Origin of the sequence: Streptomyces sp. NPDC088746, from assembly GCF_044751065.1 — a bacterium.
Classification (GTDB): Bacteria; Actinomycetota; Actinomycetes; order Streptomycetales; family Streptomycetaceae; genus Streptomyces.
The window spans coordinates 47,404-59,497 of sequence record NZ_JBIVLA010000007.1 but is presented as its reverse complement, the minus strand read 5'-3'; the positions used below and the strand labels follow the sequence as shown (position 1 = coordinate 59,497).

8 protein-coding genes are annotated in these 12,094 nt (G+C 72.8%); 7 read left to right on the top strand and 1 reads right to left on the bottom strand.

Features of this window, described 5'->3' with window-relative positions; all coding sequences use genetic code 11:
• Positions 1-134 precede the first annotated feature (134 nt).
• The gene (locus tag ACIP63_RS27805; RefSeq protein WP_401520866.1) at positions 135-851 is read left to right on the top strand and encodes a DUF5324 family protein; all 717 of its coding nucleotides are present in this window, start codon (positions 135-137) and stop codon (positions 849-851) included.
• 149 nt (positions 852-1,000) lie between these two features.
• On the opposite strand, the gene ACIP63_RS27800 is transcribed toward ACIP63_RS27805, so the two are convergent.
• Positions 1,001-3,898: a BTAD domain-containing putative transcriptional regulator gene (locus ACIP63_RS27800; protein WP_401520863.1), complete on the bottom strand. Its 2,898-nt coding sequence runs from the start codon at positions 3,896-3,898 to the stop codon at positions 1,001-1,003.
• Between the two features lie 214 nt (positions 3,899-4,112).
• Between ACIP63_RS27800 and ACIP63_RS27795 the strand changes: the two genes are divergently transcribed.
• From ACIP63_RS27795 to ACIP63_RS27770, 6 genes are read left to right on the top strand one after another with little or no spacing between them, the layout of a single operon-like run.
• Positions 4,113-5,150 carry a ScbA/BarX family gamma-butyrolactone biosynthesis protein gene (locus ACIP63_RS27795; protein ID WP_401520860.1) on the top strand — a complete coding sequence of 346 codons (1,038 nt, stop codon included), beginning with the start codon at positions 4,113-4,115 and terminating at the stop codon, positions 5,148-5,150.
• A complete protein-coding gene (locus tag ACIP63_RS27790; RefSeq protein ID WP_401520856.1) occupies positions 5,147-5,860 on the top strand; it encodes an HAD family hydrolase in 714 nt (237 codons plus the stop codon). Before ACIP63_RS27795 ends, ACIP63_RS27790 begins: the two co-directional genes overlap by 4 nt.
• Positions 5,857-7,503, top strand: coding sequence for an FAD-dependent monooxygenase (locus ACIP63_RS27785; protein WP_401520854.1), 1,647 nt, complete (start codon positions 5,857-5,859; stop codon positions 7,501-7,503). Before ACIP63_RS27790 ends, ACIP63_RS27785 begins: the two co-directional genes overlap by 4 nt.
• Entirely contained in the window at positions 7,472-9,730 is a 2,259-nt protein-coding gene (locus tag ACIP63_RS27780) for an MMPL family transporter (RefSeq protein WP_401520851.1), read from the top strand. Before ACIP63_RS27785 ends, ACIP63_RS27780 begins: the two co-directional genes overlap by 32 nt.
• On the top strand, positions 9,727-10,803 hold the full coding sequence (locus ACIP63_RS27775) for an NAD-dependent epimerase/dehydratase family protein (protein ID WP_401520848.1): 1,077 nt from the start codon (positions 9,727-9,729) through the stop codon (positions 10,801-10,803). The genes ACIP63_RS27780 and ACIP63_RS27775 overlap by 4 nt, the downstream gene beginning before the upstream one ends.
• Positions 10,800-11,930, top strand: a complete 1,131-nt coding sequence (locus tag ACIP63_RS27770; RefSeq protein ID WP_401520846.1) for an alpha/beta hydrolase — start codon at positions 10,800-10,802, stop codon at positions 11,928-11,930. The genes ACIP63_RS27775 and ACIP63_RS27770 overlap by 4 nt, the downstream gene beginning before the upstream one ends.
• The last annotated feature ends 164 nt before the right edge of the window (positions 11,931-12,094 follow it).

Here is a 12,094-nt window from a genome sequence, read left to right as displayed (position 1 = left end):
TTGCACCGTATTGCCAGAGAATGACGTTCATGACCCGGATGCCCGTCCCGCATGGCGCGCAAGGCGTCAGCGGGCATGATTTCGAATTGGGTGGATAGGCGGAGTACCTACCCGCCACCAATGAGGAGGATCCCGTGACCCGCATCGACAGCGTGCGCGCCGCAACCTACTCGGCGAAGGACAGCGCGCAGCACGCCGCGGAAGTGGTGGCGCCTTACGCCGACACGGCCAAGGAACAGGCCACGCACTACGCGCACGAGGCTCGTGCGCGGCTCGCGCCCAAGGTGTCGAAGGCAGCCGCGCAGGCCCGCGTCCAGTACGGCGCACACCTCGCACCGCGTATCGAACAGGCGCTCACCCATGTACCCCCCAAGGTCGACGAGGCCGCGCAGAAGGCCGCGGCCCGGACGCGCAACGCCGCCCGCACGGCGGCGGACTACACCGTGCCGCGCGTCGAGTACGCGGTGGCCGCGAGTCACCCCATGGCCGAGGAAGCCACCGCCCGCAGCACCGCCGCACTGGCCGCTCTCCGCGGCCAGGTGACGGCCAAGGAGATCCAGAAGCTCGTCAGGAAGCACGAGCGCCGGGCCAAGGCGGGCCGGGCGTTCAAGGGCTTCCTCGTGCTGGGCGTCCTGGCCGGCGGGGCCTTCGCCGCCTGGAAGTGGTGGGACAAGCAGGCCAACCCGGACTGGCTGGTCGAGCCGCCCGCCCCGACCGAGGTGGGCGACGACCGCGCCCCCCTGACATCGGTCGATGGCAGCGGCTCGACCGTGCTCGACCCGGAGGTCCGCGCCAAGCAGGACGAGGCCGGTTCGGACACGGCGGAAGGCGACCACGACGACCGTCGCTGAGCGCGCGGCGCACGGCGTGTGGGAGAGGGGCGCCGGAAGACCTCACGGTCTTCCGGCGCCCCTCTCTCGTTTCACGTGAAACCGACAGGCGCACACCCGGCCCCCGGACGTTCCCCGAACGAAGACCCGGGCCGCTCAGTGCACCGTCCTCACCCCGCCCGGCACGGCTCGGGGTGGTTGCTGCGAAGGCCCTCCAGGGCATGCTGCTCAGCTCGGTGGAAGTGAAGTCCCCGCGCGATCCGGAGGGCCTCGCGGTGGTGCTCCGCGGCCTCGCGGGGGCAGAGGAGCGCGGTCATCGCACGTCCCGCCGCGTTGCGGCACTCCGCCTGGGCCCAGAGATCGCCGAGCTCCTCCGCGACCCTGATGCCTGCCAGGCACAGCGAGCGGGCGGCGTCGTGGTCGCCCGCCTTCGCCTTCAAAGCGCCCAGGTATGCCTGGGACAGGGCTTCGGGCCGCTGGAGCCCGCGGTTGTCCCTGCTGAGGGCGAGGCCCGCCTCGAGGGAGAGCGACGCGGTGTGGGGGTGACCCAGCGCCTCGTGGACCAGCCCCAGCTCGACGAGGGTCATCGCCTCGGCCCCGCGGTGCGACTGCGACCGGATCAGCCGCAGGCAGCGGGAGTAGAGACGGTAGGCGATGTCCGGCGCCCCCGAGTCGAGCTCGACCCGGCCCAGGGCGCCGTACGCGAGGGCGGTCCGCAGATGGTCGGTGCCCGCCGAGTAGAGCCGGATGGATTCCGTGAGGTGTCGGCGCGCCTCGTCCAGCGCGCCCGTGGTCCAGCGGGCCCGCCCCAGCTCCTCACGGGCGGCGGCCAGCAGATCCGGCCAGTCGTGGAGCTCGCTGAGCCGCAGGGCGCGCTGGACGTGCTGTTCCGCGGCGTCCACGAGACCCGCGGTGAGAGAGGCGTCGACGAGGCTGAGGGAGAGCTCGGTCTCCGCGCGCGGGTTCGCCCCGCGTTGGGCGGCCCGCAGCCCGGCCCTCGCGACGGTGAGCCACTCGGGGACCCGGGAACGGCGCTTGCAGGTCTCGCGCAGCATGCCCGCGAGTGTCCAGGCGGCGACGTAGGGGCCGTGCTCCGCGGTGTGCTCCACGGCGGCGGTGAGATTGCGCAGCTCGGCCTCCGCGTCCTCCTCCGAGACCGGCGCGTGCTCGGTGGCACGGGATTCCTGGCCCACCACGTGTATCCGGCCGACGCGGCCGTCGAGCACGGTCGCGACCTGTGTGTACCAGCCCATGAGGCGGTGCAGCGCTTCCTGCCGGGACTCGGCCGGCTCCTCGTCGCCGGCCCGCTTCCAGGCGTACTCGCGGAGCAGGTCGTGCGGGAAGCCGAAGCGGCCGGGCGCGTGCTGGACCAGGAGGTTCGCCGTGGTGAGCGCGTGGAGGGCCGGGCGGACGGCCGCCTCGTCCGCGCCGGTCAGGGCGGCCGCGGCCGCGTAGGTCAGATCGGGCCCGGGGAGAAGGCCGAGGAGACGCAGGGCGCGGCGCCCCTGGTCGTCGAGGTGCTGGTAGGACAGATCGAGCGAGGCGCCCACGGACGCCCGCTCGTCGTCCGCCACGGAGGCTCCGGCCAGCGGTCCGGCGGCGGCGAGCTCCCTGGCCACGGACCTGAGGTCGAAGTGCGGTGCGACCGCGGATCCGGCCGCCACCACGCGCAGGGCCAGCGGAAGGTGGCCGCACAGCCGGGAGATCTCGGCGACCGCGGCGTCCGGCTCCCCGGTGGAACGCCGGCCGCCCAGCGCGCTTCTCAGCAGCTCCGCCGACTCCTCGGGGCTCAGCACGGGCAACACGATGCGTTGTGCGTCCTCGTGCACGGCCAGGCTGACCAGGGCACGGCGGCTGGTGACGAGGACGGCGCAGCCCGGCGCGCTGGGCAGCAGATGCCGTACGTGGTCGGCGTCGGCCGCGTTGTCCAGGACGATCAGGGTGCGTCGGGCGGCGAGGACCGACCGGAAGAGCGCGCCGCGTTCGAGGCAGTCCGTCGGGACGTGCTGGGCCGCCACCCCCATCGCGCGCAGGAAGGAGCCGAGGACCTCGGACGAGTCGGCTGCGCCGAGGCGGTCGAACCCTCTCAGATCGATGAAGAGCTGACCGTCGGGGAAGTCGTCGGCCACCAGGTGGGCGCAGTGCACGGCCAGAGCGGTCTTACCGATCCCCGCCGTGCCCTCCACACAGACCACGGGCATCTTGCCGGAGCGCAGCAGCTCCGTGATGTGCTCGATCTCCCCCGCGCGCCCGGTGAAGTCCCTCACCGCGTTCGGCAATTGGTGCGGCGTCAGGGGTGCTTCCGGCGGCCGTTCCACCGGAAGCACGGCGTTCAGGACGAACTGGTGCGCGTCCCTGAGCTCGGCTCCCGGCTCCACGCCGTACTCCTCGACCAGCCGTTCACGGATCCGCGCGTAGGCGTCCAGTGCCTCCACCTGGCGGCCGCTGTCGGCGAGCGTCCGCATCAGCAGGGCGTGCAGGCGCTCCCGGAGCGGGTGCTCGTTGATGAGGCGCACGAGTTCGGGCAGGTGGCGTTCGCCCTGCCCCAGCGAGACCTCCAGGGCGTACAGCTCCTCCTGGGCGGAGAACCAGCGTTCCTGGAATCTGTCGCGCTCCAGTTCGATACCGCGGCTCTCGGTTCCCTCGGCGAGCGGGCCGCGGGCCAGGGCGATGGCTCTGGCCAGGGTTTCGGCGGCGTCCGCCGGCCGGCCCGACTCGCTCAGGGCGCGGGAGGCGGCGAACAGCTCCTCGAACTCCAGGAGATCGCAGTCGAACCCGCCGGGCGTGCCCAGCACGTAACCGGCTTCTGAATGGGTGAGCGGCAGGGAGTCCGGCAGGCAGCGCCGAAGGCCCGATATGTACTTCTGGACGAGATTGAGGGCGTGGGCCGACGCGTCGTCACCCCAGACCATCGCGATGATCCGGTCGGCGGGAACGGGGCGCGGGCCGCCGAGCAGCAGAGCCACCAGCACCGCGCGCTGGCGGGGCGGTCCGAGCGGCAGTAATCGCCCGCCGACCAACGCTCTTAAGGAGCCCATCACTTCGAAACGTACGTGCGAGTCAATCATTTTCCCCCCGGTTAACGGTAAAGAGAGCGTAAGCCTCCTGCGGATCAGATCTCCTGGTATTAACAGGCTGTTTCGCGCCAGGCCGCCCCCGCCGGCCTTCCGAAGCAGTTCAGCGTCCCTTCCAGCGGCCCGTCAGCACCTCCGGCGAAGGTTCCGTCCCAGGAACCGACCCCGAACGAGACATCACGCAGACAGGTCCAGGAGGACTCCAGGCATGGCACTGCCCGTCAGCCGCTCGTCAGCACCCGAACCCGCTCCCGTCGGCGCCCCCGCGCCCGTGCCCCTCAGCTTCGACTCCACCCTCCCCCGCTCGGTGGTCCATCGGGCAGCCGTGGCCGAGGTCTTCGTCACGGACTCGGTGGAGACCGGGACGTCCGCACCCGGCGACGCCACCCGTACCTTCGACGTCGCCGCCCAGCTGCCGCGCGGCCACCTCGTCGGCGAGCATCCGGCCGCGTACGACTTCCTCCTGCTCGTCGAGGTCCTGCGGCAGTCCGGGGTGTGTGTCGCGCACCGACACCTCGACGTGGCGATAGACAGCGCGTTCATCTTCAGCGCGCTGAATTTCGACGTGCTCTCCCTGGAGGCGCTGCGCATAGGCGCCCGGCCGGCCCAGACCGTGCTGCACCTGTCCGTGCGGCCGGAGACGAACCGCGGCGGCCGCATTCTGGGCTTCGACTTCGACATCGTCGTGGAGCTCGACGGCACACCCACGCTCCGGGCGTCGGGCGGTCTGACGTTCGTCAGCCGCCGGGCGTACGGGATGCTCCGGGCCCAGGGCCTGGGGAAGGCGCGGGCGGCATCCGCCGCGCGCGCCCACCGGCCCGCTCCCGCCGCTCCCGCCACCGTGGGCCGCAGGGACATCCGGAACGTGGTGCTGACCGAGCCGGCCGTCGGTGTCGGCGGCGACGCCTCCGCGTTCCTGGTCGTCGACACCGCCCACCCGCACCTGTTCGACCACCAGCTGGACCATGTGCCCGGGAACCTCCAGCTGGAGGCCGCCCGGCAGCTCGCCGTGGCCTCGGTCGCACGACTGCACGGGCTGTCGCCGGTGGACCTGGTCGTGACGTCCGTGCGCGCCCGCTTCACCGACTTCGCCGAGCTCGGTCTCAGCACCCCGGTGACCGCCCATGTCGACGGCGTCCAGCACGCGGAGTCACTGGGCACCCTGACCGTCCCCGTCGAGGTGCGCCTCGGCCAGGGCGGCTCCTCGGTGAGCGAGGTCAATGTGGAGGTGGCCCAGTGGGCGTGACCGACGAGACCCGGTCGGCCGCGGCCGCGTTCGCCGGCGCTCCCGCGGTCACGACGCTGGTCTGCGACTACGGGGGCGTCCTGACGAACCCGCTCGCCGAGACCTACGCGGTCTTCTCCGACAGCACCGGAATCCCGGTCGAGGACCTCCAGGTGGCCTTCGGCCGGTCCACCCGGCGGTACGGGGTGAGCCCCATGGCGGAACTGGAGACCGGCGCCATCGCCGAGGACGAACTCGTACGCCGGGTGCTGTCCGAGCTGGACACGGATCCCGGAGACGTTCTCCGGGGCCGCCCGTTCGGCGAGGTCTGGTTCCGCGGCAGGCGCACCAACGAGGAACTCACCGCCTTCCTCCGTACCGTCCGGGCGGCCGGCCACCGGGTCGGGCTGCTCACCAACAACGTCCGGGAGTGGGAGCCGCGCTGGCGCGCGACGCTCCCCGTCGCGGAGCTGTTCGACATCGTCGTCGACTCCTCCCGGGAGGGCGTGCGCAAGCCCGATCCCGAGATCTATCGGAGGCTCGTCGCCCGGCTCGGCGCCGACCCCGCCACCGTGCTCCTCCTGGACGACCTGGAGGAGAACTGCGCCGCCGCCCGGGCGCGGGGAATGCACGCGATCCGCTTCGACACGACGGACCAGGCCGTCCGGGACGTGGGCCGTCTGATGCGCCTGCCCGCTCTCGTCGACGAACCTTCCGGAGGTACCTCATGACCCGTTCGCCCACCCCTCAGGTGCTGATCGTCGGAGCCGGTCCCACCGGTCTCACCGCGGCCTGCACCCTGCTGCGGCACGGGGTCAAGGTCAGGGTCGTGGACCGCCGGCACGGACCCACCGGCGCCCCCAAGGCGCTGATCCTGTGGAGCGGAGCCCTGGAGGTGCTCGACCGGCTGGAGACGGCGGTCGCCATCGGTGAGCGGTCGCTGCCTCTCAGCGGCGCTTCGTACTGGTCACGTGGCAGGAGGATCGCCGGACTCGGGTTCGGTGCTCTGAGCGGCACCCGCTTCCCCGGCCCCCTGTGCGTGCCGCAGCCCGTGACGGAGGAGCTGCTGTACGAGCGGCTGATCCAGCTGGGCGGCGCCGTCGAATGGTCGACGGAGGCCGAGTCGGTCACCGTGGCGGCCGAGGAGGCCACCGTCGAGCTGAAGGGCCCACGCGGGGACCGCGGCACGGCAACGGCCCGTTGGCTGATCGCCGCCGACGGTGCGCACAGCAAGGTGCGGGAAGTTCTCGGCATCCCCTTCGAAGGCAGCACGTACGCCCGTGACTTCCTCCTCGGTGACGGGCTGCTGGAGGCCGGAGGCCCCACCCGGCTTCCCGCCGCCGAGGCGCAGTACCACCTCACGCCCGACGGTGTGCTGGTCGTGGTCGCGCTGCCGGAGGGCGGCCACCGGGTCTTCTTCGACCTGCCGGCCGGCAGCGGCGAGGGCCCCCCGGACGACGCCGAGCTCCAGAGGCTGCTCGACGCACGCGGGCCCGGGGGCTGGACCCTGACCAGCACCGCCTGGACCAGCAGGTTCCGGGTGCACACCAAGGTCGCCGCGGCCTTCAGGTCGGGTCCGGTCTTCCTCGCGGGTGACGCGGCGCACTGCCACAGCCCGGCGGGCGGCCAGGGTCTCAACACCGGGGTCCAGGACGGCTACGACCTGGGCTGGAAGCTCGCGGCGGTCTGCGCGGGCGCGGAACCAGGCCTGCTCGACAGCTACGAGGCCGAGCGGCGGCCCAGCGCGGTCCGGGCCGTGGGCAACGCCGACCGGCAGACGAAGCTCTGGCTGCTGCGCTCGACGGTCTCCCGCTTCCTCCGGGACACCCTGCTCCGCAGGCTCTCGGCGAGCGGAGCGCTGGAGAAGCGGCTCGTGCCCGAACTCGCTCAGGTCGACCTGGACCTGACCGCGAGTCCGATCGTCTCGGGAACCCCCTCGGACGGCGTCCGGCCGGGCCGCCGGGTCCCCGACACCGCGCTGTCCATGGTGTACGGGCGGGAGGCGGACAGCCTCCACGGTTACGTGGCCTCCGGGCGGCACACCGTCGTCGTGCTCGGCGTCTCGGGCACCGACACCGCCGCGGTGCGGGCGGCCGAGACGGCGGCGCGGCGTCACGCCGGCACGGCGAGCGGCAACGTCGACGTCCTGCTGATCCGCCCGGCCGACCGCGGCGACACCTTCTCCGTGCCCAGCGCGCTGCCCGCCCACGACGTCGCCGCCGGCCGGTACGGCACCACCACCCAGGCCCTGTACGTCCGCCCCGACGGCGTCGTCGGCGCCCGGGTGCCCCTCGACCATCCGGGCCGCATCGCCGAGCTGCTCGCCAGGATCCCGGTCGGCGGTGAGCAGGGCCGTGTCCCGTACGTCTCCTGACACCCGCTCCGCGGGCCGGCGCCCCGGCCCCTGGCTCGTCCTCCTGTTCACCCTCCTCCTGGCGGCGAACTCCGCCGTCATCGGTGCGGATGTCGGCGACCGGCTGCTGGGCGGTGGCACGGACGACCCGTCCTCCACCTCCTCGCGCGCCGGTGCGCTGCTGGAGAAGCACTTCCCGGCGAGCGCCCCCGACCTGGTGCTGCTGGTCCGCGGTGAGGACGGTGCTGGCGTCGACAGCGAACAGGTGGCCGCGCAGGGCGCCCGGCTGGCCGAACGCCTCGCCTTCGAGCCCCGGGTCTCCGGCGTGGTCTCCTACTGGCAGACCGGCTCGGAGCGTCTGCGGTCCGCCGACCGTTCCGAGGCGCTGATCCTCGCGCACCTCGAAGGCGACGACGACACGGCCGCCGGAACCTACGACCGGCTGGCCCCGCGCTACCGGGGCAGCCCGCCGGACGCGGACGCGCTGGACGTCTCACTGGGCGGCAGCGTCGCCGTGCAGGAAGAGATCGAGACGACCATCGCGGCCGACCTGCTCACGGCCGAACTCATCGCGCTGCCGCTGACGCTGATCATCCTGGTGCTCGTCTTCGGCGGTGCCGTAGCGGCACTGCTGCCGCTCGGCGTGGGCGTCCTCGCCATCCTGGGCACCAATGCCGTGCTGCGTCTGCTGACCTCGGTCACCGAGGTCTCCGTCTTCGCGCAGAACCTCACCACCGCGCTCGGCCTGGGCCTGGCCATCGACTACGCGCTGCTCATCGTGCGGCGGTTCCGCGAGGAACTGCACCGGGGGGCCGATCCGCACACCGCGGTCCGTACGACGCTGCGCACGGCGGGCCGCGCGGTCCTCTTCTCCGCCCTGACCGTCGCGGTCTCACTGGCCGCGATGCTGGTCTTCCCGCTGTACTTCCTGCGCTCCTTCGCCTACGCGGGCCTCAGCGTCGTGCTGCTGGCCGCCGCGGCGTCCCTCATCGTGCTGCCGGCGGTACTGCTCCTGCTGGGACACCGCGTGGACGCGCTCCGCCTGCGCAGGAAGCCGCCGGCGGTCCGGCAGGGGGGCGGCCTCGTCGAACGGGTGGTGCGCCGCCCGCTCCGGTACGCCGTCACCGTCACCGCCCTCCTCGTGGCCGCCGGAGTCCCCTTCCTCCAGGTCGAGTTCGGAACGGCCGACGACAGGCAGCTGCCCGCGTCCTCGGAGTCCCGCCTGGTCCAGGAGGCGATACGGGACGACTTCACCGCCAGCACGACCGGCGGGGTGGAGATCCTCGTCCGGGACGCGGAAGGACTCGGCCGGTACGCGGCGGAGATCTCCCGGCTCCCGCACGCCGCCGAGGTGGACACCCCGCTCGGCACCTACCGCGACGGCCGCAAGGAGGACGCCGCCACGCCCGCCGACGCCTCCCGCGCGGCCGACGGCCTGGCGCACCTGTCGGTGGTCCCGGAGAAGGGCGTGGAGGACGTGTCACCGGAGAGCCGGCGCCTCGTCGAGGGCGTACGGGCCGCCTCGTCCGGTTTCGAGCACCTCGCACCGCTCGCAGGCGGCCGGGCCGCTGTCCTGGAGGACAGCAAGCAGGCCATAGCCGACGGGCTGCCCGCCGCCGGACTGCTCATCGCGGGCACCTCCCTCCTGCTGGTCTTCCTGCTCACCGGGAGCCTGCTGATCCCGCTCCTCTCCGTGGCGTCGGGCGCGCTCAGCCTCACCGCCATGTTCGGGCTGGTGGTGTGGGTCTTCCAGGACGGCAATCTCTCCGGAGTCCTCGGGTTCACGCCCACCGGGACCATCGAGGCGACCTTGCCGGTGCTGATGTTCTGCATCGCCTTCGGCCTCTCCATGGACTACGGCGTCTTCCTGCTGTCCCGCATGAAGGAGGAGTACGACCGCACCGGCGACCCCCGGCTGGCCATCGTCACCGGCGCACGCCGTACGAGCGGTGTCATCACGGCGGCCGCACTGATCATCGCCGTGGTCTTCGTCGCCATCGGCACCTCCCAGATCACCAACAGCAAGATGCTCGGCCTGGGCGCCGCCCTCGCCGTTCTCGTGGACGCCACCGTGGTCCGGGGGCTTCTCGTCCCCGCGGTCATGCGGCTCGGCGGCCGGGCCACCTGGTGGGCGCCCGCCCCGCTGGCCCGCTTCCAGCAGCGCTTCGGCCTGCGCGAGGAACCGGCCGTTCCGCCGGGGCCGGCCCACGAGACACCCACGGAACCCGTACTGGAGACAGCGAAATGAACACGCCTGAACCCGGCCCCCCGCGCGGCCGTGTGATGGTGACCGGTGCGACCGGTCTCCTCGGAACAGCCGTCGTCAGCCAACTCCTCGGCGAGGGACGGGAGGTGACGGCTCTGGTCCGGGACGCCGGGAAGGCCGCCCGCCAGTTCCGTCCCCACCCGGGACTGACCGTCGTCACGGCCGACATCCTGCGGCCCGAGACCTACCGCGGGGCGCTGCCCGGCGTCGCCGCAGTGATCCACACCGCCGCGTACTTCCGCGAGTACTACCTCCCCGACGCCGACCTCCCCCGGCTCTTCGCCACCAACGTCGACGCCGTCACCACGCTCCTGCGGGAAGCAGTGGCCGCGGGGGTGCCCACCGTCGTCCAGACGAGCTCTGTCAACACCCTCGGCGCCGGGACGGAGGAGGAGCCCGCAAACGAGTCCGCCGGCCCGCCCCCGGGCTGGGAGCGCAACGCGTACCGCGCCAGCAAGGTCCGCGCGGAGGCCGCGGTCCGGGCCTTCGCGCAGGACCCCGAGTACGCGGGCCGGATCCGGGTCCCCCTCGTCCTGCCCGGCTGGATGTGGGGCCCGGCCGACGCGGGCCCCACCTCCGCGGGCCGGCTCTTCCTCGCCGTCGCCCGGCGCGGCATCAAAGCCGTGCCCCGGGCGGGCAACCACGTCGTGGACGCCCGCGACGTGGCGTACGCCCTGGTCAGGGCGGCCGACCAGGGCGAACACCTGCGGCGCTACATCGTCGCGGGCCGGTGGCGGTCCCTGTCGGGAACCTGCGCGGCGGTCGCCCACGCGACGGGAGTCCCCGCCCCCAGGGAGGTCCCGGCCCGGGCGGCGATCGCGTACGCGACCGTCCTGGAGACCAAGGCGAGACTGCGCGGCACCCCGCCCGTCGCCACCCGTGAGGGCGTACGCGCCCTGCTCGACGGCGACCGGACCCGTATCACCTCGGCCCGGGCCCAGCGGGAGCTCGGTGTCACCTTCCGCCCGCTGGCCCGGACCCTCGCGGACACCGCCGCCTGGTACCACCGCGCGGGTCTGCTCGACCACGTCGTCCCAGAGGAGAGTGCCGCGTGATTCCCGCCAGGACCAACCGGCTGCGGACCGTTCTGCTCGGTGCGGCGGCGGCGCTGCTGGCCGTCACCCCGGTGTACTGGACGAACGCCGTCGCGACATCGCCGGAGGCGCCCGCGGACCGCACGAACGCGGCGAGTGCCCCGGAGCGGAAGGCGTGGAAGCTCGACAAGGGCATATCCGATGTCCCCGTCAGTTTCACCGTCCGGAACATCAACAGGACGAAGGCCTCCTGCCCGGTCGACGGCCGGACGTACACCGTCCGCGGCCACCTCACCGCTCCCACCCGTCTGCTGGAGGGCGAGGGGGCGGACAAGGCCGTCACCCTCTACCAGCACGGCATCGCCGCGGGCGAGTGGTACTGGCGGGTCGAGGCCGACGGCTACCACCACGCGGAAGAGCTGGCCGCACGGGGCCACGCCTCGCTGACCATCGACCGCATCGGTTACGACAGCAGTGACACCCTCGACGGCCTCGCCACCTGCATCGGCGGGCAGGCCGACATCACGCACCAGATCGTCCAGCAGCTCCGCAAGGGGACCTACCGGAGCGGGGGCGCGAAGGGGAGCGGCGAAGAGGCCACCGCGTTCGGCAAGGTCTTCCTCGCCGGTCAGTCCAACGGCGGCCAGATCGCGCAGATCGCCGCCTACTCCTTCCGCGACATCGACGGCCTCGTCCTCATGGACTGGACGGACCGCGGACTCACCCCGCAGGCCAACGCCCGCTTCTTCTCCTCCCTCCAGACCTGCCTCCGGGGCGGGACCAAGGGGTACGTCTACTACGACCTGGGGCCCGCCGAGTTCAGGTCCGGCAACTTCCACGACACGGATCCGGCCGTCCTCGACCTGGCCGTGCCGCACCAGAACCGCCACCCCTGCGGCGACATGGTCTCCCAGCTCGGCGCGGTCCTCGTCGATCTCCGGGAGCTGAAGACCATCACCGTGCCCGTCCTCTTCATATACGGCGAGAAGGACGCGCGCGTGGAGGGCGGCGAGGAGCACCGCGCGCTCTTCACCGGCGCCGAGGACACCCAGCTGATCGACATCCCGAAGGCCGGCCACTACATGGGCATGGCCCGCCAGGCCCCGCTGGTCCACGACACCCTCGCCGAGTGGCTCGACCGGCGCTGAACCCCCGCGCGCGGCGGTCCCGCCCGTGCCTCACACGTCCTCGTCCCGCCACCGCCGCGCGCCCCGCCGGACTTCAGCGAATCTTCCAGCGAGTGGTCAGCGGCGGCGGTCATCGTCGACCGTGCGGAGCCGTCCTGCCCTCCTACCACCCCGATACCCAGGGA

What these genes read in the sequence shown, in the direction of transcription:
- ACIP63_RS27800 (WP_401520863.1), bottom strand. Translation starts at nt 3,898, where the DNA reads ATGATTGACTCGCACGTACGTTTCGAAGTGATGGGCTCCTTAAGAGCG.
- ACIP63_RS27795 (WP_401520860.1), top strand. Translation starts at nt 4,113, where the DNA reads ATGGCACTGCCCGTCAGCCGCTCGTCAGCACCCGAACCCGCTCCCGTC.
- ACIP63_RS27785 (WP_401520854.1), top strand. Translation starts at nt 5,857, where the DNA reads ATGACCCGTTCGCCCACCCCTCAGGTGCTGATCGTCGGAGCCGGTCCC.
- ACIP63_RS27775 (WP_401520848.1), top strand. Translation starts at nt 9,727, where the DNA reads ATGAACACGCCTGAACCCGGCCCCCCGCGCGGCCGTGTGATGGTGACC.